This is a genomic window from Gordonia marina (assembly GCF_052036135.1).
GTDB lineage: Bacteria > Actinomycetota > Actinomycetes > Mycobacteriales > Mycobacteriaceae > Gordonia.
Window position 1 is genome coordinate 90,384 of record NZ_JBPSDN010000012.1, and the last position, 24,264, is coordinate 114,647.

The 24,264-nt window shown below is 70.4% G+C and carries 24 protein-coding genes; 8 read left to right on the forward strand and 16 right to left on the reverse strand.

The genetic code is table 11. The features are described from left to right. Positions 1-45 precede the first annotated feature (45 nt). The 3 genes from ACSEEN_RS09930 to ACSEEN_RS09940 form a co-directional block, all read right to left on the reverse strand. Positions 46-633, reverse strand: a complete 588-nt coding sequence (locus tag ACSEEN_RS09930) for a hypothetical protein (RefSeq protein WP_440713079.1) — start codon at positions 631-633, stop codon at positions 46-48. A gap of 75 nt (positions 634-708) precedes the next feature. Beyond that, complete coding sequence (locus ACSEEN_RS09935) at positions 709-912, reverse strand: hypothetical protein (RefSeq protein ID WP_440713080.1); 204 nt, start codon at positions 910-912, stop codon at positions 709-711. A 51-nt stretch (positions 913-963) separates the two neighbouring features. Further along, complete coding sequence (locus ACSEEN_RS09940; protein ID WP_371307500.1) at positions 964-1,710, reverse strand: hypothetical protein; 747 nt, start codon at positions 1,708-1,710, stop codon at positions 964-966. A 103-nt stretch (positions 1,711-1,813) separates the two neighbouring features. Between ACSEEN_RS09940 and ACSEEN_RS09945 the strand changes: the two genes are divergently transcribed. From ACSEEN_RS09945 to ACSEEN_RS09960, 4 genes are read left to right on the forward strand one after another with little or no spacing between them, the layout of a single operon-like run. Next, positions 1,814-2,713, forward strand: a complete 900-nt coding sequence (locus ACSEEN_RS09945) for an ABC transporter ATP-binding protein (protein ID WP_440713081.1) — start codon at positions 1,814-1,816, stop codon at positions 2,711-2,713. Then, positions 2,710-4,302: an efflux permease Rv1217c-related protein gene (locus ACSEEN_RS09950; RefSeq protein WP_440713082.1), complete on the forward strand. Its 1,593-nt coding sequence runs from the start codon at positions 2,710-2,712 to the stop codon at positions 4,300-4,302. Before ACSEEN_RS09945 ends, ACSEEN_RS09950 begins: the two co-directional genes overlap by 4 nt. A 57-nt stretch (positions 4,303-4,359) precedes the next feature. Further along, entirely contained in the window at positions 4,360-5,019 is a 660-nt protein-coding gene (pdxH, locus tag ACSEEN_RS09955) for a pyridoxamine 5'-phosphate oxidase (protein ID WP_440713109.1), read from the forward strand. Between the two features lie 29 nt (positions 5,020-5,048). Continuing rightward, positions 5,049-6,338: an MFS transporter gene (locus tag ACSEEN_RS09960; protein WP_371307498.1), complete on the forward strand. Its 1,290-nt coding sequence runs from the start codon at positions 5,049-5,051 to the stop codon at positions 6,336-6,338. A 5-nt stretch (positions 6,339-6,343) separates the two neighbouring features. Here the strand turns inward: ACSEEN_RS09960 and ACSEEN_RS09965 are convergent, their stop codons facing one another. Continuing rightward, entirely contained in the window at positions 6,344-6,619 is a 276-nt protein-coding gene (locus tag ACSEEN_RS09965; protein WP_440713111.1) for a hypothetical protein, read from the reverse strand. On the opposite strand from ACSEEN_RS09965, the gene ACSEEN_RS09970 reads away from it, so the two are divergent. After that, positions 6,551-7,441 (forward strand): PDDEXK-like endonuclease domain-containing protein, encoded by an 891-nt coding sequence (locus tag ACSEEN_RS09970; protein ID WP_440713110.1) that lies wholly within the window; start codon positions 6,551-6,553, stop codon positions 7,439-7,441. The genes ACSEEN_RS09965 and ACSEEN_RS09970 overlap by 69 nt on opposite strands. Before the next feature lie 82 nt (positions 7,442-7,523). Here the strand turns inward: ACSEEN_RS09970 and ACSEEN_RS09975 are convergent, their stop codons facing one another. Genes ACSEEN_RS09975 through ACSEEN_RS09985 form a run of 3 tightly spaced genes read right to left on the reverse strand, consistent with a single transcriptional unit; the run spans position 7,524 to position 10,022 of the window. Next, complete coding sequence (locus tag ACSEEN_RS09975) at positions 7,524-8,486, reverse strand: oxygenase MpaB family protein (protein WP_440713083.1); 963 nt, start codon at positions 8,484-8,486, stop codon at positions 7,524-7,526. A 22-nt stretch (positions 8,487-8,508) separates the two neighbouring features. After that, positions 8,509-9,369, reverse strand: coding sequence for a 5-oxoprolinase subunit C family protein (locus ACSEEN_RS09980; protein ID WP_440713084.1), 861 nt, complete (start codon positions 9,367-9,369; stop codon positions 8,509-8,511). After that, positions 9,357-10,022 (reverse strand): 5-oxoprolinase subunit B family protein, encoded by a 666-nt coding sequence (locus ACSEEN_RS09985; protein WP_247866422.1) that lies wholly within the window; start codon positions 10,020-10,022, stop codon positions 9,357-9,359. Before ACSEEN_RS09985 ends, ACSEEN_RS09980 begins: the two co-directional genes overlap by 13 nt. A 150-nt stretch (positions 10,023-10,172) precedes the next feature. Here ACSEEN_RS09985 and ACSEEN_RS09990 point away from each other — a divergent pair, with 150 nt between their 5' ends. Further along, entirely contained in the window at positions 10,173-11,486 is a 1,314-nt protein-coding gene (locus ACSEEN_RS09990; RefSeq protein WP_440713085.1) for a citrate synthase, read from the forward strand. 2 nt (positions 11,487-11,488) lie between these two features. Beyond that, the gene (locus tag ACSEEN_RS09995; RefSeq protein WP_247866424.1) at positions 11,489-11,848 is read left to right on the forward strand and encodes an FKBP-type peptidyl-prolyl cis-trans isomerase; all 360 of its coding nucleotides are present in this window, start codon (positions 11,489-11,491) and stop codon (positions 11,846-11,848) included. 62 nt (positions 11,849-11,910) lie between these two features. Here the strand turns inward: ACSEEN_RS09995 and ACSEEN_RS10000 are convergent, their stop codons facing one another. The 9 genes from ACSEEN_RS10000 to ACSEEN_RS10040 form a co-directional block, all read right to left on the reverse strand. Further along, positions 11,911-13,098 carry an ABC transporter permease gene (locus tag ACSEEN_RS10000; protein ID WP_440713086.1) on the reverse strand — a complete coding sequence of 396 codons (1,188 nt, stop codon included), beginning with the start codon at positions 13,096-13,098 and terminating at the stop codon, positions 11,911-11,913. A gap of 1 nt (position 13,099) precedes the next feature. Continuing rightward, positions 13,100-13,990 (reverse strand): ABC transporter ATP-binding protein, encoded by an 891-nt coding sequence (locus ACSEEN_RS10005; RefSeq protein WP_440713087.1) that lies wholly within the window; start codon positions 13,988-13,990, stop codon positions 13,100-13,102. A gap of 7 nt (positions 13,991-13,997) precedes the next feature. Further along, positions 13,998-14,561 carry a hypothetical protein gene (locus ACSEEN_RS10010; RefSeq protein WP_440713088.1) on the reverse strand — a complete coding sequence of 188 codons (564 nt, stop codon included), beginning with the start codon at positions 14,559-14,561 and terminating at the stop codon, positions 13,998-14,000. After that, positions 14,554-14,826: a helix-turn-helix transcriptional regulator gene (locus ACSEEN_RS10015; RefSeq protein WP_440713089.1), complete on the reverse strand. Its 273-nt coding sequence runs from the start codon at positions 14,824-14,826 to the stop codon at positions 14,554-14,556. Before ACSEEN_RS10015 ends, ACSEEN_RS10010 begins: the two co-directional genes overlap by 8 nt. A gap of 154 nt (positions 14,827-14,980) precedes the next feature. Next, positions 14,981-16,612: an AMP-binding protein gene (locus tag ACSEEN_RS10020; protein WP_440713090.1), complete on the reverse strand. Its 1,632-nt coding sequence runs from the start codon at positions 16,610-16,612 to the stop codon at positions 14,981-14,983. Positions 16,613-16,649: 37 nt separating this feature from the next. Then, positions 16,650-19,382, reverse strand: coding sequence for a winged helix-turn-helix domain-containing protein (locus ACSEEN_RS10025; RefSeq protein WP_440713091.1), 2,733 nt, complete (start codon positions 19,380-19,382; stop codon positions 16,650-16,652). A gap of 58 nt (positions 19,383-19,440) precedes the next feature. After that, complete coding sequence (gene lipP1, locus ACSEEN_RS10030) at positions 19,441-20,385, reverse strand: LipP1 family hormone-sensitive lipase (RefSeq protein ID WP_440713092.1); 945 nt, start codon at positions 20,383-20,385, stop codon at positions 19,441-19,443. A 68-nt stretch (positions 20,386-20,453) separates the two neighbouring features. Continuing rightward, on the reverse strand, positions 20,454-22,085 hold the full coding sequence (locus tag ACSEEN_RS10035) for a flavin-containing monooxygenase (RefSeq protein ID WP_440713093.1): 1,632 nt from the start codon (positions 22,083-22,085) through the stop codon (positions 20,454-20,456). 140 nt (positions 22,086-22,225) lie between these two features. Further along, on the reverse strand, positions 22,226-23,266 hold the full coding sequence (locus ACSEEN_RS10040) for an alcohol dehydrogenase catalytic domain-containing protein (RefSeq protein ID WP_440713094.1): 1,041 nt from the start codon (positions 23,264-23,266) through the stop codon (positions 22,226-22,228). A gap of 265 nt (positions 23,267-23,531) precedes the next feature. On the opposite strand from ACSEEN_RS10040, the gene ACSEEN_RS10045 reads away from it, so the two are divergent. Next, positions 23,532-24,263, forward strand: a complete 732-nt coding sequence (locus ACSEEN_RS10045; RefSeq protein WP_440713095.1) for an enoyl-CoA hydratase — start codon at positions 23,532-23,534, stop codon at positions 24,261-24,263. Position 24,264 lies beyond the last annotated feature (1 nt).

Below are 24,264 nucleotides of genomic sequence, written 5' to 3' on the forward strand. Positions count from 1 at the left end.
CCGGTCAGGGCGTACGCAACGCCTGACCGGGTGCGAGCGCCGGACTCAGTACTGGCCGGGTGCCGGCGGGTAGCCCGCGCCCGCTTCCGGCGCGGTGGCGAACCAGCGCTTGGCGGTCTCGGTGGCGTACAGCAGGATCGGCACCGCGATGGTGGCGACGATGCCCCAGCAGGTGAGGATCAGCAGCGCCGCGGCGACGGTGGCGGTGATGCGGGTCGCGTTCGACCGGCTCGTGAACAGCCAGGCGCCGGCGGCGACGGCGAACAGCGACAGGAGCAGGCCGATCAGGCCGGCGACGACCACCAGGCCGTGAGAGACGCCCGAGTAGACGCCGCTCGAGGACCCGACGATGAGACTGATCACCTGGATGACCGCGAGGACGGCGCCGATCGCGCACAGGATGATGCCCGCGGCGAGGACCGAACCGGGCCGCGTGGTGAGCGGTGCGGGCCCGCCGAAACCGGGCGGCGGCGGGCCGGGCTGTCCGGCCGGGTACGGGGTGCCCGGGATTCCGGCGCCGGGGTACTGGCCGCCCTGGTAGGGATTGCCCTGCGGGACGCCGCCGGGGTACTGGGGCGGCTGAAAGGGCTCGCCGGACGGCTGCTGATTAGGGTCGTGAGGCGGCTGTGTCATCGAGTTGCTTCTCCTTTGTGTCGGATCTGTCTGAACGTCATCCAAGCATGTGAATGCGGTGACGCGAGTCTTTCCTCAGTGCGCGGCGGGTGGAAACGGGACTTCCGGCTTCGCGCGGAAGCACTTCTTCGACGACTCCGGCGCGAACGGCAGGGTCGGCACCGCGATGGCGGCCGTGATCCCGCTGCAGGTGAGAAGCAAGAGCACGGCGACGACGGTTGCGGCGCCCGGCCGGGTCTCGCGCGGAGCGTGGAAGGGCTGAGTCCCTGTTTCTCCCATGCCGGAATCGTCCGCCGTCATCCAAGCGCACGGGCGATCCGGAACGGCCCGTCAGTACGGGGCCGGCGGGAGCGGGGCCTCGGGCTCGGCGCGGAACCACCTCTTCGACGACTCCGGCGCGAACAGCAGGATCGGCACCGCGATGGAGGCGACGATCCCGTAGCAGGTGATCGCCAGCAGCACCGCGGCGATGGTCGCGCAGATCCGGGCGGCGTTCGACCGGCTGACCAGCAGCCAGACACCGATTCCCGCGGCGGCCAGGCAGAGGACGATCTGGACGATGAGGAACACGTTCATCACGCTCTGACCGAGCCGCTCGGCGTCCGGGTCGAGTTTGCTGGTGTCGGTGTAGTCCCCGATGTTGATCCCGGCGGCCATGAGGGCGCCGGTGAGGATCGCCAGGAAGACGCCGCCCACGATCAGAATGATGGCCGCGACGATCACCGGTACCGGCCGGCGGGTCGGCGCCGGTGCGACGGCGGCCGGAATGCCCGGGTATGCGGTGGCCGGAGCGCCGGCCACCGCGTACGGCTGTCCCGGGTACGACTGCGGCGGGTACGCCGCGCCCGGATAGGCGGGACCGGGGTACCCGGTCCCGGGCAGCGGCGTCCCGGACGTCGTCGGCGCGTACGGGCTGCTCGGTCCGGTCTCCGGTACGGCCCGGGCGAACGACGATTCGCTGAACGGCTCCTGCGTGAACGGCTCGTGCGTGTACGGCTCCGGCGCGGCGGGAGCCGGCGCGTGCGGTGCCGCGGACTGGTCGCCGGGCCGCTCGGTGGGGTCGGTCGGCTGCGTCATGGCGATTCCTTCAGCTCGTTCGGGCGGGGGTGCCCGGCCGGGTGTTCAATGAGAGACACGACGGTCTCCGTGCCCGCTCCGTGTCTGCCAAGGAGTATTCCCGATGAACGCAGTGGTCGACGTTCGAGGTCTGGTCAAGCATTTCGGCCGGTTCGTGGCCCTCGATGGACTGGACCTGTCCGTGGCGCCCGGTGAGGTCGCGGGATTCCTCGGACCGAACGGTGCGGGCAAGTCGACGACGATCCGCATCCTGCTCGGCCTGCTGCGCCGGGATGCCGGCGAGGTGCGCCTCTTCGGGCACGACCCGCACCGCGATGCGGTCGCCGTGCACCGTCGTCTCGCGTACGTGCCCGGCGATGTCACCCTCTGGCCGCACCTGACCGGCGGCGAATGCATCGATCTGCTGCTCGCCCTGCGCGGGCGGCAGGCCGCCGCGGCCGCGTCCCGCGCCGAACTGATCGAGCGTTTCGACCTGGATCCGAGCAAACGCGCGCAGACCTACTCCAAGGGGAACCGGCAGAAGGTCGCACTGATCGCGGCGCTCTGTACCGACACCGACCTGCTGGTGCTCGACGAGCCCACCTCCGGCCTCGACCCGCTGATGACCCGCGAGTTCACCCTCGCCGTGCGGGAGCGGGCGAGTCGCGGCGCCGCGGTGCTGATGAGTTCGCATCTGCTGTCCGAGGTGGAAGAGCTGTGCAGCACCGTCACCATCATCCGCGACGGCGCCACGGTGCTCGCCGGACCGCTCGACCAGCTGCGGCATCTGCGCCGGTCCAGCGTCCGGGTCTCCGCCGCCGCCGCGGGTCCGGAGACCCTGGCCGGGGTCGACGGCGTGCACGACCTGTCGCGGGACGGCGAGTCGCTGGTCTTCACGGTCGACGCCGCCGCGCTGGGCGACGTGCTGTCGCGGCTCGCCGCGCTCGACCCGTCGTCGGTGTCGATCACGCCGCCGAGCCTGGAGGACCTGTTCCTGCAGACCTACGGGGTGGGCGCGCCGTGAACGCTCCGGTGGCGGGCTGGCCGCTGCTGCTGCGCACCGGACTGCGCGCCGAACGGATCATCACCCCGGTCACGGTGGTCGTGTTCGCGCTGATGAACGTCTCGACGGCGGCGTCGATCAAGACCATGTACGCCCACCCGGAGCAGATCGCCCAGCTGCGGTCGGGCCTGAGCGCGAGCGCCATGTTCGTCTTCCTGCTCGGGCCGATTCCGGACGACGACGCGGTCGCCGCCCTCACCACCTGGCGCGCCGGCCTGTTCATGATCGCGACGCTCGGTGTCTGCGCGGTGATGGCCGTGGTGCGGCAGACCCGGCGGGAAGAGGAGGCCGGGCGCACCGAGATGGTGCTCGCCGGTGCGGTGGGACCGCTGGCACCGCTGCTGTCGGCGATGATCGCGGTGACCGTGCTGGTGACGGCGACCAGCGCGGCGATGGCCGGGGTGATCGCCGCGTACGGCGGCGGCGCGCTGCCGGTCGCGACCGTCTTCGCCCAATACTGGGGCGTGGGACTGGCGGCCGCGGGCACCGCGCTGATCGCCGCCGAGGTGGCGGCGAGTGCGCACGCCGCCACGCTGGCGGGCAGTGCTGTGGTGGTCGGCGGCTACCTGTTGCGCGGTGTCGCCGACACGGTGCCCGCGGTGAGCTGGCTCCGCTGGCTCACCCCGGTCGGCTGGGCCGAGCGGATGGACCCGTTCGGCGCCGACCGGCTCTGGCTCGTGCTGCCGTGTCTCGCGGTGTTCGCCGCCGGCTGCGCGGTGGCCGCCGGGGTGCGACGGCGCCGTGACCTCGGCGCGGGTCTGTTCGTGCGGCGTCCGGGACCGAGCCGCGGCCCGCGGCACTGGTCGCTGCCGGGCATCGTGGAGCGGCTGACCCGGGTGGTGGCCGTGTCGTGGGCGGGTGGCACCGGGCTGTACGCACTGGTCGTCGGTGTGCTGTCGACGCAGGTGGCGTCGCTGGCGACAGGTAACGAGGTGGTGCAGCGGGTGATCGCGTCGGCCGGCGGCGGCACGCTGACCGACATGTTCCTGTCGACGATGGGCGTCTTCCTGGCGGTCGCGGCGGCGGGTGGCGGCGTCGGGGTGGTGATCGCCATGCGTTCGGCGGAGCGGTCGGGCCGCGCCGAGCTGCTGCTGTCGGCGCCGGTCTCGCGGCTGCGCTACTACGTCGTCTACGCCGGAGCGGCGCTGACCGCCGCGCTCGCGGTGCTGGTCGCGTCCGCGACCGGCATCACCGTCGGCGCCGGGCTGGCCGGCGGTGGATGGGCGCACACCGCGCGCATCGCGTTCACCGGTGCGGCGGTGGCCGTCCCGGCGGTCGCGCTGACCGTGGCGGTGGTGCTGGCCGCGTACGCCGCGCACGAGGCGCTGGCCCTCGCCGGCTGGCCGATCCTGCTGATCGCCTTCGCGCTCGGCCCGCTGGCCGAGATGTTCGGTCTCCCGCACTGGCTGCGCGAGGTCTCGCCCTTCACGCACACGCCCGCCGTCCCGGTGCCGTCCGGGGCGTGGCTGCCGCTGACCGTGATGAGCGTGCTCGCCGTCGCGGTCGGCGCCGTCGGTGCGGCCGCCTACTCGCGGCGCGACCTCGGCTGAACCGCGGGGACGCCGGTCAGTAGCATCCGAGAGGTGAGCGAACTGGATCTTCCCAACATGCGCGTCGGCTACGGGGCGGCCTCCACGGCGGGCGCCGACGGCGTCGTCGACCATCTGGATCCGTCGTGGCTGACGGGGGATCCGCCGTGGCTCGGGCTGTTCCAGCGCTGGCTCGGCGAGGCCGTCGCCGCACGGATCCCGGAGCCGAACGCGATGGTGCTCGGCACCGCCGATGCCCACGGCATCCCGATGACCCGGACCGTCCTCTGCAAGGGCGCCGACCCGCGCGGGATCGTGTTCTTCACCGGCTACGACTCGGCCAAGGGCCGTGCCCTGGAGGCGAACCCCGTCGCGTCGGTCACCTTCCCGTGGATCGCCCTGGAACGACAGGTCCACTTCTGCGGCGCCGTCGAGAAGGTCGACCCGGCCGAGACCGCGGCCTACTGGAACGCGCGCCCGCGCGGATCGCAGCTGTCGGCGCGGGCGTCGGCGCAGTCGGAGCCGATCGAGTCGCGGGCCGCGCTCGAAGCGCAGGCCGCGCGGGTGGCGGCCGAATTCGGCGACGCCGAGCCCGTCCCGGTTCCCTCGCAGTGGGGCGGCTATCGGCTGCTGCCCTGGCGCGTCGAGTTCTGGCAGGGTCGTGCCGACCGCCTGCACAACCGCGCCGTCGCGGAATTCGAGGGCGGCGAGTGGGTCACTCGCCGTCTTCAGCCGTGACCGGCGGCCCGGCGCCGGAAGGGGTCTGAGTGGCGAAGATATTCGCCGACACCCGGCCACTCGCCAACCGGTACTTCGCGCGCCTGTGGTGGGCCAACATCATCACCGTCATCGGCGCGCAACTGACCGTCGTCGCGGTGCCCGCGCAGATCTACGCGATCACCGGCAGCTCGGCGTACGTCGGTCTCACCGGTGTCTTCGGGCTGGTGCCGCTGGTGATCTTCGGGCTCTGGGGCGGGTCGCTGGCCGACGTCTTCGACCGCCGCATCATTCTTGTCATCACCACCCTCGGCCTGATCGCCACGTCCGTCCTGTTCTGGGTGCAGGCCTTCTTCGACTGGAACAACGTCTGGGCGCTGCTCGCCCTCTTCGCGGTGCAACAGGCGTTCTTCGCGGTCAACCAGCCCACGCGCACGGCGGTGCTTCCGCGCCTCCTCGACGACGACCTGCTGCCCGCCGCGAATTCGCTCAACATGACCGTGATGCAGGCCGGTGCGATCGCCGGCCCGCTCGTCGGGGCCTCGCTGATCCCGGTCCTCGGCTTCTCGCTGCTCTACCTGACCGACGCGATCTGCATGCTGGCGACGCTGTGGGCGGTGGTCGCGCTGCCGTCGCTGCGCCCCGAGCGCGACGGGGAGGCGCCGTCCACTCCCGGCCTGCGATCGGTGATCGACGGCCTGGTGTATCTGCGGCACCATCCGGTGCTGCTGGCGTCGTTCGTGGTCGACCTGATCGCGATGATCTTCGGTATGCCGCGTGCGCTGTTCCCGCAGATCGCGCACGAGAGCTTCGGCGGGCCGTCCGACGGCGGCTACGCGTTCGCGCTGCTGTTCATCGCCATCCCGCTGGGCGCGGTACTCGGCGGCGTGTTCTCCGGCTGGGTCTCCCGCGTGCAGCGCCAGGGCCGGGCGGTGGTGATCGCGATCAGTATCTGGGGGCTGTCGATCGTCGTCGCGGGCAGTGCGCTGTTCTTCGCGCACGGCACCGCGCTGCCGGTGCTGCCGATCGTGATGGTCGCGCTGATGATCGGCGGTGCCGCCGACATGGCGTCCGCCGCGTTCCGGCAGACCATGCTGCAGGCCGCCGCGAACGACGACGTGCGCGGCCGTCTCCAGGGCGTGTTCATCGTGGTCGTGGCCGGTGGGCCGCGCATCGCCGACGTCGCCCACGGCGCCTCCGCCGCGATGGTCGGCACCGCGGTGACCTTCGCCGGCGGCGGTGTCTTGACGGTGATCCTCACCGTCGTCGCGGCCCTGACCTTCCCGATGTTCTGGCGCTACCGCGTCACCCGGAACGAGCAACCGGTCGACACGCCCTGACGGTGTCAGGTCGTTCCGCGGATCGGCGCGCCCAGCGCGCGCATCCGCTGACGATCCGGGTCGACCGCGCGAACCTGCTGAGTCCGTGGGGTCCGGGTGGCGGTGATCGTCGGCGCGTCGTGGAACCGGTCGGGGGTCTGGCGCGTCCAAGAACCATGACCGTTGCCGACACCGCTGAATACGCGCCGCCGACCACTGTCGACCTGGCCAAGATGCGGCGTCTCCTGGCACGGCAGGATGGCGTCATCACCCTCAAACAGACACGCGCGTGCGGTCTGCATCGGTCCGTCGTCTCCCGGAAGTGCAGGTCCGGGGAGTGGGAACGGGTCGGTCCCTCGGTATATCGCGCCGCGGACCACCTGATGACGGTGCGTGCGAGGATTCGCGCGGTCGTGTGGAGTGCTGGTCCCCGCGCTGTCTTGTGCGGGCCTTCGGCCGCGTACTGGCGTGGCCTGTGGCCGAGACCGCCGGCGACGGTCCACGTGACCGTTCCGCGGAGCCGGAGTTCACGAAAGCCGTTCTCACCAGGCCTCGGCCGGGTGAACCTCTGGTATCGCGAGCTGGACGCGGTCGACCGCACGGTCGTCAGGAATCTCGCGACCGTATCGGCTCCGCTCGCCGTGCTCGACTCGGCGTCGTCGCTCGGGATGGCGATCGTGGACCGCGCGCTGCAGAGTTCGGCGGTGGATCTCGCCGATCTCATCACCGCGGATGCTCGCTATCCGGGCCGACGCGGCGCGAGTGCGGTCGCCGCCATGCTCAACGAGGCCGCAGCGGGTGCGCGGTCGGTTGCGGAGCGTCGTGCGCTCACGAATCTGCTGTCGTCCTCGGATCTGCCGCCGTTCGAATTGAACTACTCGGCGGTGGGCGGCTACGCCGTCGACGTCGCCTTCGTGGAACAGCGGCTCGCGGTGGAGATCGACGGCATGTCGTATCACTCGGATGCCGAGGCTTTCCAGCACGATCGCACGCGCGGGAATGCACTCTCGGCGGCGGGGTGGACGGTCATCCACTTCACGTGGGCCGACATCGTCGAGCGGCCCGCCCAGACCGTCGCCATGATCCGCTGGCACCTCGATCTCGCGGCCCGGCGAGGGGCATGAGACTTTCCGCGGATCGGCGCGCCCAGCGCGCGCATGTGCGGAAGCACGATGCAAGACCGCGCGGATCCGCGGACGCGCGCAGTCAGTCGTTCACGACATTGCTCTGCCACGGCAACCGTGCACGACGCGCGGTGTGCACCGGGCAGTAGTGGATCGGGTTCTCCCGCTCGGCGCCGCTCGGGAGGTTGCGCGCCGGGGTCTCCAGCAGGGGAGCATCGGCGGCGACGCGGCCGCTCACCCGGTCGAACGCGTCGCGCGCCCGGGGATGTCGCCGGTAGCGGTCCGGCGTGAGTCGCTGGCTCAGGTCGACGAGGCGGCCGAACAGCCGGAAGCGCCGCTCATCGGACGCAGTCCACGTCAGGCCCATCATCTCGCGGACGGGTTCGTCGTACAGGCCGGTGGTGATCCACCGGAACACGCGCTGCACGACGGCGACCTGGCGGCGCCACAGCCACTGCGGCATCCACGGCTTCATCCACGGTGGCGGTGGCAGCTGAGTGATGTCCAGGACGGTGCGCACCGCGTCGTGATCGCGCAGTACGTGGCGGCACATGTGGTCCCAGTACTCCAGGAACTCCTCGTAGGTGTCCGGGCACGGCCGCATGCTGACGCCGTACATCGAATACCAGGTGCGGGACTCCTCGAACAGGGCGCGCTTGTCCGCCTCGGTGATCGGCGGGCCGAAGGCCTCCGCGCAGCGGATGTTGCCGTACCAGAAGGTCGCGTGCGCCCAGTAGAAGACGTCGGGGTCGAGGGCGTGGTAGCGCCCGCCGTCGGCCATGGTGCCCTTGATGGTCAGGTGATAGTCGCGGACCTGCCGGCCGGTGGCCGGATCGAGATCGAAGACGACGCCGCTGATCGGATAGAGCGAGCGCATCAGCCGCTCCCACCGCTCGCCGAAGAAGTCGGAGTGGTCCCACACTCCCGCCGCCAGCTTCGGGTGCATGTTCTGCATGGACCCGGACCAGAGACCCATCAGCATGCCGCGCCAGCCGCCGAAGAAGCGCCAGGTGACGGAGTCGGGGCCGAGCATCTCCGAGGTCATGACACAAAATCATACATCTGTGTCAAGCGAGGTGGAGCCGCACCGTGTCTCCGGCGACCAGCTGGGCGGCGCGGTCGACCGATTCGGCGGTGAGTACCGCGGCCACCGGATAGCCGCCGGTCACCGGGTGGTCGGCCAGGAAGAGCACCGGCTGGCCGCTCGGCGGCACCTGCACGGCGCCCAGCGGCACCCCCTCCGACGGCTGCGCGGGCAGGCCAGCGCGATGGTGCAGGGCGTCATCGAGAGCATCCAGCCGCACACCGATCCGGTTGCTCGCCGGGTTCACCGTCCAGGTGATCCGGGACAGGGCCGCCGGGTCGGCCAGATCGTCGTACCGGGGCCCGCGTCGGATGGTCAGTTCGTGGTAGCGGCCCGGCGCCGGCGGCCCCGGCGCGACGGTCTCCGGCGGCCACTCCAGAGCGGTCTCGCCGATGTGCAATTCCTCACTCTCGCGTAACGGATCCGGGCCCAGTCCCGACAGCGTGTCGGTAGACGCCGAACCCAGGATCGGCGGCACGACGAACCCCCCGCGCGCCGCCACGTAGTTGCGGCAGCCGTGCGCCGGGGCGGGCACCTCGATCAGTGATCCGTCGGGCAGCCCGACCGCCGCGTGACTGCCGACCACGCGTCCGTCGATCCGTACCGCCGTCGCCGGTCCGGTGACGGCCAGCACCACGTGCCCGCGGGCCCGCGCGGACCACCCGCCCAGAGTGGTCTCGATCGCCACCGCGGATTCGGGATTGCCGACGAGCCGGTTCGCCTGCCGCAGCGACCCCAGATCGGCGGCCCCGGACACCGGCACGCCCAGATGCGCGTAGCCCGGCCGGCCGAAGTCCTGGAAGGTGGCGAGTGGTCCGGGGGAGACGACGGTCAGCCCGCGCACGAGAACCTCACCGTGGCGCCGGCGGTCAGCAGCGCCGGAGGTTCGGCGGAGACATCCCACAGCGGAATGTCGGTGTGCCCCAACAGAAACCATCCTCCGGGGCTGGTCCGGGGGTACACCGCGCTGTAACCGGCGGCTACCGCGACCGAGCCCGTGGGCACCGCCGGACGGGACTGCGCGCGGCGCGTCAGACCGTCGAACACGGCCCGCGCATCGGCCGGCGAGGAGACGTCGGGGACCAGGTACCCGAAGCCGGGCGCGAAGCCCATGAACTGCACCCGCCACACCGTCGCGCAGTGAGCGGAGATCACCGTCTCCGGGGTCACTCCGGCGAGCGCGGCGACCTCGCCGAGATCGGCGCCGTCGTACGTCACCGGCACCACGATCTCGGGGTCGCCGGCACCGGCCGGACCGGTCGCCGAGGTGCCCGCCGAGCGCAGGACACGACGCACCGCGAGCGCGTCGATACGGTGCCCGCGCCGGGCCGATACGAGCACCGTGGCGGCGGCCGGAATCGCGTCGGAGACGTCCAGGATGCCGGCGTCGGAGGCGGCGCGCAGGACCCGCGCCGAGTGCGCCGCGGCGGCCGCCGGATCGGGCTCGGCGGAGAAGTCGAGCAGGACCGCGTCGTCGCCCGCGGGTAGCTCTCGCATGACACCACCGTAGTCCCTGTGGGTAAGCTGAGCGGACGACGACAGCCGCCCGGAATTCTTGCTGAGGGACCCTCAATTGGGCGGCGCTAGTGGCAGCCGACTAGCTTGTAACCAACAGCTGGTCAGACCGCGAGTTTATAAGGGGTTTGTGTGTCCGCGGATAAAGCAACGACCGATGAACAGGCGACCGGTACCTTCACGTACCCCGGCGGGTCCATCGACCTGTCGATCCTGAAGGCGACCGAGGGCAGCGACTCGGTCGCACTCGGCCCGTTCCTGTCGAAGACCGGGATGACCACGTTCGACGGTGGTTTCGTCAATACGGCGGCCACCAAGTCGGCCATCACCTACATCGACGGCGACGAGGGGATCCTGCGCTACCGCGGCATCCCGATCGACCAGCTCGCCGAGCGGTCGACGTTCATCGAGGTCAGCTACCTGCTGATCTACGGCGAGCTGCCGACCACCGATCAGCTGGAGGAGTTCACCGACAAGATCCGTCGGCACACGCTGCTGCACGAGGATCTCAAGCGCTTCTTCGACGGCTTCCCGCGCAACGCGCACCCGATGCCCGTCGTCTCGTCGGCGGCCAACGCGCTCTCGGCCTACTACCCGGATTCGCTCGATCCCAAGGATCCCGAGCAGGTGGAGCTGTCCACCATCCGGCTGCTGGCCAAGCTGCCGACCATCGCGGCCTACGCCTACAAGAAGTCGGTCGGCCAGCCGTTCCTCTACCCGGACAACTCCTACGGTCTGGTCGAGAACTTCCTGCGCATGACCTTCGGCTTCCCGGCCGAGCCCTACGAGGTCAACCCGGACGTCGCCAAGGCGCTCGACATGCTGTTCATCCTGCACGCCGACCACGAGCAGAACTGCTCGACGTCGACCGTGCGCCTGGTCGGCTCCTCGCAGGCCAACCTCTTCACCTCGGTCTCGGCCGGCATCAACGCCCTGTGGGGCCCGCTGCACGGCGGCGCCAACCAGGCGGTCCTGGAGATGCTCGAAGACATCCAGGCCTCCGGCGGCGACACCGCGGCCTTCATGAACAAGGTGAAGAACAAGGAAGACGGCGTGAAGCTCATGGGCTTCGGGCACCGCGTCTACAAGAACTACGATCCGCGCGCGGCGATCGTGAAGAAGACCGCCGATCAGATCCTCGCCTCCCTCGGCGTGCAGGACGAGCTCCTGGACATCGCGAAGGGCCTGGAAGAGGTCGCGCTGCACGACGACTACTTCATCGAGCGCAAGCTGTACCCGAACGTCGACTTCTACACCGGCGTCATCTACCGGGCCATGGGCTTCCCGACCCGCATGTTCACCGTGCTGTTCGCGCTCGGCCGCCTGCCCGGCTGGATCGCGCACTGGCGCGAGATGCACGCCGACCCGGCCACCAAGATCGGCCGCCCGCGTCAGCTGTACACCGGATACACCGAGCGCGACTACACCCCGATGGAGAACCGCTGATCATGAGCACCAAACCCGAAGTCGAATTCCCGGAGGGCCCGGCCCCGGCCGAGCTGCAGATCACCGATCTGATCATCGGTGACGGCGCCGAGGCCGTCCCCGGCGGCATGGTCGACGTCCACTACGTCGGCGTCGAGTACGACACCGGCGAGGAGTTCGACTCGTCGTGGGATCGCGGCCAGAGCGCCAACTTCCCGCTCGGCGCGCTCATCCAGGGCTGGCAGGAAGGCATCCCCGGCATGAAGGTCGGCGGACGCCGCCGCCTCGTGGTCCCGCCGGAACTGGCCTACGGTCCGGCCGGTGGCGGCCACCGCCTGTCCGGCAAGACGCTGATCTTCGTGATCGACCTCCTCGGCGCATAGGCAGACATACGACGGGCGGCGCACTCCCTGGGAGTGCGCCGCCCGTCGTCGTACCCGGCCCGCTACGACCGCCGGGCCAGCATCCGTCCGACCTCCGACCAACTGGTCCGGCTGCCGGTGCGCAGCACCGAGTGCGTGTAGATCCGCGCCCCGGCCCAGACCACCGCGGCGCAGCCCGCGATCATCACCGCGAGGCCGCCGATCACGCCGAGCGTGCCGACGTCGCCGGTGGCGATCCGGATCGGCATCAGGACGGCGCTGAACGGCGGAACCCAGCTGAGCACCTGCAGCCAGGTGGCATCGAGCGCCTGGATCCCGAAGATCCCGGAGTACAGCACGCCGAGTGCGAGGAAGGTGAGCGGGGTCGACGCGCCGTTGAGCTCCTCCTGCCTGCTGACCATCGCGCCGATCGCCGCGTACAGCGCGGCGAAGAACAGGAAGCCGAGTACGAACCAGACGATCACCGCCGCGAACACGGTGGCCGCGGTGCCGGGGATCGTGAGCAGGCCGGTGGCGCTGCCGGCGATCAGCGCGGTGGCGCCCAGCAGCACCACCTGACCGAGTGAGATCGCGCCGATGCCGAGGATCTTGCCCCAGAGCAGTTGCAGCGGCCGCACCGACGACAGCAGGATCTCCACGATCCGCGACGACTTCTCCTCCACGACGCCGACGGCCACCATCACCCCGCCGGTCATCACCGCCATCATGAGCAGGATCGCGCCGATCATCGCGACCCCCACGCGCTGCCCGACGTCGGGTTTCGCGGGTTCGAGCTGCCGGTCGACGATGGTCGCGCGGGGCAGGTCCGTCAGTGTGACACCGTGCTGAGACAGCGACGCCTCGAGCTGATAGGCCGAGATGCCGCCGCGGAGCACGCCGTCCAAGGCGCTGTCGATCCCGGACTTCGACAGGATCGTGTAGTGCCGGCCGGGCCCGGCCAGTACGGCGGCCTTGAGTGTGCCGTCGTCCACCTGCCGTTGCGCGGTGGCCGCGTCGTTCACGACGACGAAGACGACGCGGTGCCCGGTGGAGACCCCGGTCTGGGTGATCGCCCCGGCGAGCGGGGGAGCGCCGTCGACCATGCCGATCTTGTCGGCACCGTCGCGGCCGGCGAGCGCCGACCAGATGATCGCGCCGATCACGATCACCGCGATCATCAGCGCGGTGCTGATCAGGAACGACCGTTCCCGGGCGCGGACGGTGATCTCGCGCACGGCGATGATCCAGAGATTGTTGCGGTCGGGGGTCATCTCACACCAGCTCTCGGAACAGATCGGTCAGGGACGGGGCGGTCGCGGCGAAGCGATGGACCGGTCCGTGCGCGAGGGCGGCGGCCAGCACCTGCTGGTCGTCGGCCCCGGCAGTCAGGGTCAGCCGGGTGAGCTCCGGGGCGTAGTCGGCCGCGGCGACGCCGGGCAGGCCGTCGGCCCAGCGGGTGGCCGGGTCGGGGCCGCGCACTTCGAGGACGGTGCCGTCGGTCGCGCGCAGCTCGTCCACGGTGCCCAGCGCCTTGATCCGGCCGCCGGAGATGATGCCGACGCGGTCGCACAGCCGTTCCACCAGTTCCAGCTGGTGCGACGAGAACAGGATCGGCACGCCCTGGGCGGCCTTGTCGCGCAGCACCTCGCTCATCACGTCGACGGCGACCGGGTCGAGACCGGAGAACGGCTCGTCGAGCACCAGTACGTCGGGATCGTGCACCAGGGCCGCGGCCAGCTGTACCCGCTGCTGATTGCCGAGCGACAGATCGGCGACGTTGTCGTCGTACCGGGCCTCGACGCCGAGGCGCTGCGTCCACGCCCGCGCCGCGGCCTGCGCCGCCGGCTTGTCCAGGCCGTGCAGCCGGGCCAGGTAGGCGAGCTGCGCGCCGACCTTCATCTTCGGGTAGAGGCCGCGTTCCTCGGGCATGTAGCCGATGCGGCGGCGTCGTGCGAAGTCGATCGGCGCGTCACCGAGCCGCACTTCGCCGGAGTCCGCGGCGAGCACGCCGAGGATGATCCGCATGGTGGTCGACTTGCCTGCGCCGTTGCTGCCGACGAAACCGAAGATCTCGCCGGGGGCGACGGTGAAGCCGACGTCGTCGAGCGCGCGCAGCGCTCCGTAGTTCTTGGTCAGGTGGGCCACGTGCAGGGCGGCGGGCATCGGTCGGTCACTCCTCGTCATCGGACGGCTCGGGCAGCCACCAGGTCAGCAGGATCTCCGGCAGGCAGCTGATGGCGAAGGTCGCGCTGATCAGCAGCCAGGCGAGGGCGGCGACGGTGTCGCCGGCCACGTAGTCGCGCGTGCTGAGGGCGATCGCGCCGAAGTAGATGCCGATGATCACCGGCAGTAGCAGGATGTACGCGAACGACCGGGCGGCGTTGCGCTGGGCCAGTTGCAGTTCGTCCAGGGCCTCCGACGGGGCGTCGGCCACGCCGCCGGTGCTGATCCGGACCAGCGTCAGGGCGATCAGCGCGCCCACGACGCCGACGACGAACGGGATCCCGGCGGCGGCCAGGCTCCAGAAGGCGGCGATCGACGCGGCGACGCCGAGCAACAGGCCCGCGATCAGGATCAGCACCAGGATCCGGCGGGCCCGCCGGGTGCGCAGCGAGGGCAGGACCTTGCGGGTCTTCTCCATCCGGCGCTCGTACCGCACCGCCCGCCAGTCGGCGTAGCGCAGCAGCCAGTCGGGGGTGGCCTCGGCCGGAATGGTCAGATTCGGGTCAGGCATCGGTGCTCCTTCCGTAGAGCTCGGTCGACATCGCGGTGAACGGGGTGCGCGCGAAGACGGCCTCGACCGGCAGCTCGAAGACCGCGCAGAGCCGGAAGGCCAGGTCGAGGCTGGGGTAGTAGTCGCCGCGTTCCAGGGCGCCGACCGATTGGACGTTGATCTCGACCAGCTTCGCGAGCTGCGCACGGGACAGCCCGCGCTCGGCTCGCAGCACGGCGAGCCGGTTGTAGATGGGCAGTTTCTCGCCCTGCCGTACTGGACTCACAAAACGAAGTGTTGTGAAAACACAACATATTGTCAAGTGTTCCGTTGCCGGCGATAGGGATCGGGCGATGCCGTCGTGCACGTGGTGGGTGAATCGTTCCCGTGGCGAGGCCCGCGTGGTGACCGGGGGCCACGCTGATCGGCGTCGTGCCGGTTCAGCCCTGGATGCGGGTCCGGGTGTCGCCCCAGGCGGCGTCGCGTAGTTCGTTCTTGCGGATCTTGCCGGTCGAGGTCTTGGGGAGCGCGTCGACGAACTCGACCTCGCGGGGTGCTTTGTAGGAGGCGATCCGGGTCTTGACGTGCGCGATGATCTCGTCCGGGGTGATGGTCGCGGTCTCGGCGATCTGCACGTAGGCCTTCGGGCGTTCACCCCATTTCTCGTCCGGGACACCGATCACGGCGACATCGAGCACGGCGGGGTGACTGACGACGGCCTGTTCGACCTCGATCGTCGAGATGTTCTCGCCCCCGGAGATCACCACGTCCTTGGCCCGGTCGAGCAACTGCACGTAGCCGTCCGGGTGCATCACACCGAGGTCACCGGAATGGAACCAGCCACCGGCGAACGCCTCCGCGGTCTGCTCCGGCGCCTCGAAGTAGCCCTTCATCACCACATTGCCGCACATCACGATCTCGCCCATCTCGACGCCGTCGGCGGCGACGTCGACCAGTTCACCGTCGACCAGCTCCGGGCGCACCACACGCAAGCGTTCCGCGGTCACCATGCCGACCCCCTGCCGGGCCATCAGCACCGACAGCTCCTCACCGGGCAGGTCGGCCCAACTCGGATCGGGCTCACACACCGAGTACGGGCCGTAGGTCTCGGTGAGACCGTAGACGTGAATGATCTCGATACCCAGATGCCGGATCGCCTTGATGATCGTCGGACTCGGCGGGGCGCCCGCGGTCGCGATCGCCATCGGGGTGGTCATCGGATGCGCCTCGGGCGCGGTCGCCAGCGTGGTCAGCACCGTCGGCGCACCCGACATCCGGTTGATGTTCTCGGTATCGATCAGCCGCCACATGTCCTCACCACGCACCGCGCGCAGACACACGTGCGTCGCGGCCATCGCGGTCACACCCCACGGCCCGCACCAGCCGTTGCAATGGAACATCGGCAACGTCCACAGATAACGGGTGTCGATGGTGAACCCCTGCGTCAGGGCGTTGCCCAGCGACGCCAGGTAGGCCCCGCGGTGGGTGTACATGACACCCTTGGGCTTGCCCGTGGTCCCCGAGGTGTAGTTGATCGAGATCACCGCGTTCTCGTCGTCGACGGTCCACTCGAAACGCGCCGCGGCGTCACCGCGCGCCATCAACTCGTCGTAACGCAGCGCCGGACCCTCGTATTCGCCGTCCTGGGACGGCACCTCGATCACCTCACGCACCGTCGCGAACCCGACACCTGCCACAGGCGCCAGCAGCAGGCCGTCCCCGATCAGCAGCACCGCCCCGGAATGATCACAGATGTACCGCACCTCCTCGGCCGCCAGCCGCGTGTTGACCGCGACCAGCACACCCCCGGCCAACGGCACCGCGAAGTGCGCGGCCAGCAACTCCGCAGAATTGGTGCCCAGGAATGCGACCCGATCACCCGGCTCGACCCCGGAGGCGCGCAACGCACTCGCCAGAGTCACCACGTCCACGGCGAGTTCCCCGTAGGTGAGACGGCGCCCACCATCGATCACCGCCAGCTTGCCCGGATGCACCGCCGCCGCCCGTTCAAGGAAACGCAACGGCGTAAGCGCGGTATCGAGTCCGGCCGAAGCCTGCGTGGTCTTGTTCATGGTGTTCATTCCCTTTCGCGGTGCCCGGGTCGCCGGTTCAGTCGAGGAGTCCTGCGCGCCGGACCACGCTGACCGATTCCATTCGGTTGGAGACGCCGAGCTTGCTGTTGATGTTCTTCAGATGCCACTTCACCGTGTTGACGGTGACGTGGAGTTGCTCGGCGACGAGCCGGTTGGACCGGCCGTCCCCGACGAGGCGGAGGATCTCCAGTTCCCGGGCCGACAGCGACCGCAACTGCGGGCTCAGTGTGGCGTGGCGGGAGGCACGTCCGGATCCGGCCAGCAGTCTCTTCACGTAGTCGACCGGTAGATCGTCGTCGGGCCAGGCGTTCTGGTCGGCGACGGTGGCGAGATGGGCGAGGATCGGCCAGACGGCCTTGCCGGCGTCGAGGAACGATCGCTGGAGTCCGGCCCGCGCTCCGTCGACGAGGGCGGGTGCGAGGGTGCGCGCGGCCTGATTGCGGCGTCCGGCCGACTCGAACGCGCCGGCGAGCTGGATGCGGACGGCGAGGGCGTCGCGCGGCCGAGCGTCCGCCTCCGCCGCGGTCAGCAGTTGGTCGAGCTCCCTGATCGCGCCGTCGTGCCCGCCGGTCGCCGAGGCGGCCAGCGCGCACGCCTGGACCCGTAGCCTGCCGATCTCCCGCGCGATGCTCGGCGAGAGCCCGTCCCCGTCGGGGATGGACCGTGCTGCTCGGCTCGCGCGGATGGTCTCCCCGGCGGCCACCAGCGCCCGGACCTGCTCGTGCAGCATCCACGCCGACAGCCGGGGCAGTGCCAGCCGATCGGCGAGGACGATGCCCTCCTCGATCAGGTCCAGTCCGGCGCCCGGATCTCCGCGCAGGGCGACGATGCGGGCGAGGGTCGTATAGCTCGCGATCATGAACTCGACGAGACCGCCCTCGACGCCGTAGCGCCGACCCTCTTGGGCGAGGGCCTCGGCGGCGTCGATCCGGCCGCGCTCGTATTCGGCCTGCGCCAGCAGCGCACCGGCCAACTGCGCGGCGTGCGAGCGGACGCCGGCCGACTGCTGGGCCAGGTGCACCGCTTCGCGCAGATGCGCCTCGCCGGACTCGACGTCCAGCTGACTCATCGCGGCGATGCCCGCCAGGCACCGGCCGTACACGCCGGGGAACTGTCCGGCGATCCGGTCCTGAAAGACCCGCGCCCACGTCTGCAGGCGGCGCGCATCGTCGAAGCGACCGTTGCGCACCAGGACCACCGTGCGGATGTTCGCGGCGACGGCCACGACGAACGGCCGGGTCAGGCCGGGCTCGGCGATCGCCCGGTCCACGAGCCGGTCGGCGCGATCGATGCGGTCGGCGAACACGTCGATGCAGGCCTGCGTGACGTCGGCCTCGCACGCGAGCTCCGGTGTCGGTTCGGCCGATCCGAGTACCGAGAACGAGTAGCGGAGCTGGTCGAGGGCCTGCTGGGCCGGCGCGAGACGTTGCAGGAGGCAGTCGGCCCAGGCGACGGCCAGCAGGAGGCGCGGACGTTCGGCGACCACCGCGACCGGAAGGCGTCCGGTCAATTCCAGTACCGCCGTCATGCGACTGTGTTCGATCAACGTCATCGCCTCGCCCTCGACGAGATCGGCGGCCACCTCCACCCGGCCGCCGGCGAGCGCGTGATCCAGGGCGTCGGTGAGCATCCCCCGCGCGGCGAACCATTCGGTGGCGACCGCGTGCAGCCGGGCGACCCGCTCGGGGTCGGCGAGGGTCAGCCGTCGCCGGAGGAAGTCGGCGAACAGGTGGTGATAGCGGAACCAGTGGCGCTGGTCGTCGAGGTGCTCGAGGAACAGGTCTCGCCGCTCGATCTCGTCGAGGACCTCGGGTCCGTCGGCTCGGCCGCTCAACGCCGCGGCGAGGGATCCGCAGATCCGTTCGGGCAGGCTCGTGACCATCAGGAAGTCGAGCAACTCGTCGTCGAGGGCGGTCACGACGTTGTCGGCGAGGAACTCTCCGACCGCGCGATGGGCGTTCGCGATGTCGCCGATCAACGATGACGATGACGGGGTGTCGCGGAGCGAGAGCGCCGCCAGATGCAGGGCGGCGGCCCAGCCGTCGGTGGACTTCGCGAGGGAGACGACCGAGCTGTCCGGGAGCGCCAGCCCCCCGATGTCCACCAGCAGCGCCTTCGACTCGTCGGCGTCGAAACGCAGCGCGGCGGTGTCGATCTCGCAGAGCCGGCCGTGCAGCCGGAGGCGGCTCAGCGGAAGACCCGACCGCACCCGGCTGGTCACCACGACACGCAGCCACGGGCCGCCGTGCTCGATCAGGTACTCGACCGCGTCGATGGTCTCGCTGCGAGTGATCAGATGCCAGTCGTCGATGATCAGGGTGAACGGTCGTGCCCGTTCGGTGACGGCGTTGATCAGTGACGTCGTGACGATGCGGTCGGTGCCGGGTCCGTGCTGGTCGAGCAGCTCGGCCAGGTCGCCGACGAGCTCCTGGTCGGCCAGTCCGACGGCGGCGACGAGGTGAGCCAGAAAGGACTCGAGACCCTCGTCTCCGACGACGCTCAGCCACGCGACGCCGGCGCCGGACTCACGCAGATACCGGTACCACTGCACGGCCAGGGTGCTCTTCCCGAAGCCCGCCGGTGCGTGGATCAGGGTGAGCGGGATGTCCGCGGCCGCCTGGAGCGTGTCGAGCAGGCGGCCGCGGCGGACGGTCTCGCGGGCCGGGGCGGAAGGCGTGAAGCGGGTCTCCAGGAGAAGCCGTGGCGGTCGTGGCCGCCCGTCCGGCCGAGTGCCGTCATGGCTGAGCATCGTCGCCTCTCCTCACTGTCTCTCTACCGCATCTCGCCCCGCCGTGGCCGCGGACCGGTCATTCCCAGAGTCGCGGGGTCCAGCCGAGCCGGAAGACCGTACGCAGATGCTCGGCGATGCTCTCCACCGCGGCCCGCCCCTCGTCCATGACACCGGCGAGGTTCGCGGCGAACCCGTGGATCTGGCCGTCGTAGCGCCGGTGGATCACCGGCACGCCGGCCTCGGACAGGCGTGTCACATAGGCTTCGCCGCCGTCGCGCAGCGGATCGAACTCCGCGGTGACCACGTACGCCGGTGCGACGCCGGAGACGTCGGCTGCGGCCATCGGCGCGGCGCGCCAGTCGGTCGGATCGGGTGCATAGCGTTCGACGAACCACTTCAGCAGGTCGAGGGTGAGGAAGTAGCCGTCGCCGTTCTCGCGCATCGAGTCGGTCTCCAGATCGAAGTCGACAGCCGGATAGATCAGCACCTGGCCGACCAGCGGGATCCCGCGGTCACGGGCGTCGAGTGCCACGACCGCGGCCAGATTGCCGCCCGCGCTGTCGCCGGCCACCGCGATCCGGTCCTGGTCGATGTTGAGTTCCGCCGCGCGTTCGCGGACCCAGTCGAGTACGGCGATCGAATCGTCGACGGCCGCCGGGAACGGATCCTCCGGCCCCATCCGGTAGTCGACCGACACCACCACTGCGTGGGCGCGGTTGGCGAACACGGTGCACGGGCCGTGCACCACGTCCGGGTCGCCGATGACCCAGCCGCCGCCGTGGAGGTACACGAGCACGGGGAACAAACCGCTCCCCTTCGGGGTGTAGACGCGCACCGGCACGTCGCCGTGCGGGCCGGCGACGCGGTGCTCGGCGATCTCGGCCACCTCTTCGGGCGGCAGACCGCACTGCTCGACGACGGCGCGGTAGGTGGCACGGGCGTCGTCGACGGACATCTCGTTGAGCGCCGGGACGCCGGCGAGTCCGGCGAGCCAGGTGGCTGCTTGCTGATCCAAAGGCATTTCTGGTCCTCGATTCGGTGCAGAGGTGATAGGGAAGAGGGGAGTCGTCTCGCGGTGCGGCGGAATGTTCAGGCGACCGTGAAACCGGCGTAGTCGGTCGCGGCCTCGTCGCAGACGCGGCGGTACTCGGGGAATCCGCCGGCCCACGACAGCAGCCCGGTGGGTTTGCCGTCGACGTTGGTCCCGGTCCACCAGGACGCCGTGCCGGGGATCAGGGTCATGTCGGAGATCTGGTCGTGCAGGTCCATGAACCCGGTCTCGGCCTCGGGGGTGGCGTCGAAGTAGGTGTGGCCGTTCGCGGTCAGGTGGGCCAGGAAGTCGCCGATCCAGGCACCCTGCTGTTCGATGAGGGTGGGGCCGTTGGTGAGGATGGCGGGGTTGTGCGGTCCGCAGTAGTGCATCAGCATGTTCGGGAAACCGGGGACCGCCATGCCGAGGTAGGTGTGCGGACCATCCGCCCAGGACTCGCGCAGATCCCGGCCATCGGCGCCGCGGATGTTCATCTCGTACAGCGCACCGGTGAAGGCGTCGAAGCCGGTCGCGAACAGGATCACGTCGACCGGGTGTTCGGTGCCGTCGGCCATGACGATGCCGGTCGGGGAGATCGCCGCGATCGGGTTGTCCTTCATGTCCACGAGCGCCACGTTGTCGCGGTTGAACGCGGCGTAGTAGCCGTGCTCGATCGGTGGGCGCTTGCCGACGAAGGGCGAGGTCGGGGTGAGTCGGTCGGCGCGCTGGGGATCGCGGACGACGGCCGCGATCTTCTCGCGGATGAAGGCCAGCGCAGAATCGTTCACCTCCTTGTCGACGGCGACGTCGGCGAACGTCGAGAAGGCGATCGCCAGGCCGCCCTTGCGCCACGCGGCCTCCATCGCCTGCCGGCGCTCCTCCTCCGAGAGGGAGGCCCCTTCGACGCCCTCAGCGTAGGGGAATCCGCCGAAGTTGTCCCGGGCGTGCTCGAAGATCTCGAGGTGGCTGGACTCGATGGTCTTCCAGTCCTCCTCGTCGAGTTCGTGATTGCGGCCGGGCAGGCAGTGGTAGGGGTTGCGGGAGAATTCGTAGACTTGTTCGGCGGTGCGGGCGACCACGGGGATGATCTGGACCGCGGTGGCGCCGTTGCCGATCACCGCGACCCGCTTTCCGGCGACGTCGAGCGGTGCGGCGGGCATACGCGAGGTGTGGAACCACTGCCCGCCGAACGACTCCAGACCGGGGAAGTCGGGGAGGTTGGGCTTGGTGAGGACGCCGACCGAGGGGATGAAGTAGCGGGCGCGGGTGGTCGCGCCGTCGTCGGTGGTGATCCGCCAGAGTCGCTGTTCGCCGTCGAATTCCGCGCTGACGACGCGGGTATCGAAGTGGATGTCGCGCCGGAGGTCCTTCTGGTCGGCGACCCACTGGAGGTAGCTCAGGATCTCCGCCTGCGACGGGTACCGCTCGCTCCAGCGCCACTGGGGCAGCAGTCCGGCGTCGAACATGTCCGAGAAGCTGTAGACGGTGCTGTCGGAGTCGGAGCGCGCACCGGGGTAGCGGTTCCAGTACCAGGTGCCGCCGACCTCGGATCCGGCTTCGAAACACAGCACCGACATGCCGAGCTCGCGCAGACGGTGCAGTTCGAAAAGCCCCGAGAAGCCCGCGCCCACCACCACCGCGTCGACGTCGACGGTGCCGGCGGCGGGTCTGGTCTCTTGCAGACTGGTCATTTGTATCCTCCTGTGGTGCGGGCGGTCGGAGAGGCCGATCCGCCATCGAATGAGATGTGTGTCACGGACGTTAGGTTGGTTCGGGACCCGTCACCCACCCCGACGGGTAGTCGTTTCGGCAGGGTGGGTGGGGGCGGCGCTCAGGGGATGAGGACGGCCCGACCGGCGATCCGGCCTGCTTCCAGGTCGGCGAAGGCGCGCTGGGCCTCGGCGAGCGGATACTCGATCGTGTCGACGGCGATCGCGTGGTCGGCCGCCAGTCGAAGCACCGTGCTCTGGTCGGCGGAGGTGCCGCCGTAGGCGCGCTGGACGTCGACGCCCCACGGCAGGCGTTCGCCCTCCAGCGAGGCGCGCACCGTCACGGCGCCGTCGGCGAGTCCGATGACCCGGATGGCGCCCTCCGGCGCGACCGCCGCGGCGGCGATGTCGAGGGTGGCTTGGGTGCCGACGAAGTCGTAGACCACGTCGACGCCGTAGCCGGACGTCCGCTCGAGGAGCGTGGCCACGGTCCCGGTGTCCGGATTCAGGGCCAGCTCGGCCCCGGCGGCGAGTGCGGCCGCGCGTTTGGCCGCGTCCGGCTCGATGACGATCACCGCGGCAGCGGTGTCGGCCCGAAGGATCTGCACGGCGACGTGGCCGAGGCCGCCGAATCCGATGACGACCACGGTGGCCCCCTCGTCGAGCAGATGCCGGGTGCTGTTGACGGCGTGCATCGGAGTCAGTCCCGCGTCGGCGAGCGGTGCCGCGGTGCGCGGATCGATGTCTCCGAGCGGGTCCGCATGCCGGGCCGCGACGCGGATGAAATCCGCCATCCCGCCGTCCGCGCCGATACCGGGGGTGAGCGGGAACGCGGAGCGGGAGCCGTTGACCGCGCAGGCGTTCTCCCGTCCGAGAAGGCAGGGCCGGCAGCCGCCGCAGGCCCACACCGCGCGGACGAGAACCGCGTCGCCGACGGTCAACCCGGTCACGTGGGCACCGGTGGCCGCCACATGGCCGGAGGTCTCGTGCCCCATCGTTGTGCCGAAGAACGGCCACTGCTCGCCCTGATGCAGGATGTGCAGATCGGAGTGGCACAGGCCGGCGGCCGCGACCTCGACCAGGATGTCGTCGTCGCCGATCTCCGGGATCGGTACCTCTCGCAATTCCAGTCGACCGGGGCCGACGAGTTTGAGTGCGCGCATGGAGAACCTCCGTTGTCACCGGGCCGCGTCTTGTGCGACGGCGAGTGCGGCCCGGTGGGAGCGGGAACCGCCGCGTCGTTGATCGCCGCCCAGACGGGTGGCTTGATCGCGGATACGATATGAAGCGGTCGGCGGGTCCGGCCTACCTGAACGGGTGGGTGGGATCGGCGCTTCGGCGCGTGTGACGCCCTTGCCTGCCATCCAGTGGATCCACCGATGCCTTCGGAGAAGACTCGGGAGACACGGCTCTAGTACGCTCCTCGTCATGATCGTGAGCAGCACCACCGGGGCCGTGACCACCATCGAGCTGGCGCGTCCGGAGAAGCGCAACGCCCTCAACCACCAGATGGTCGACGACCTGTCCGCGGCGTTCACGGCGGCGGTCGACGGCGGTGCCCGGGCCATCGTGCTGACCGGGCGCGGCGAGGTCTTCAGCGCCGGGGCGGATCTGTCCGGCCCGGTCTACGAGAAGGGCTTCCTGGACAAGCTGATCGCCCTGAACGCGCAGATCGAGGCCACCGCAGTGCCGGTGATCGCGGCGCTCAACGGCGCGGCGCTGGGCGCCGGCCTGCAACTCTCCGTCGCCGCCGACCTGCGCGTGATGGACCCGGGCGCGCTCGCCGGGATCCCGGCGGCCCGGATCGGCGTCGCCGTCGACGAGTGGACCATCCGCCGGCTGGTGTCCCTCGTCGGGGCCGGTCAGGCCGCGGGCATGCTGTTCGGCTGCGAGCCGCTGACCGCCGATCGCGCGCACGCCCTCGGCTTCGCCAACCGGATCGGCGACCTCGCCGATGCGCAGCACTGGGCGGCCCAGATCGCCGAGCTGGCCCCGCTGACCCTGGCGCACTACAAGCTGGTCCTCAAGGGCGACGGCGCCCGCGACGAGGCACCCGCCGCCCGCGTCGCCGCGATGATGGCCGCCTGGGAGAGCGAGGACGTCCAGGAGGCCCGCGCCGCCCGCGCCGAGAAGCGCCCCCCGGTCTTCACCGGTCGCTGAC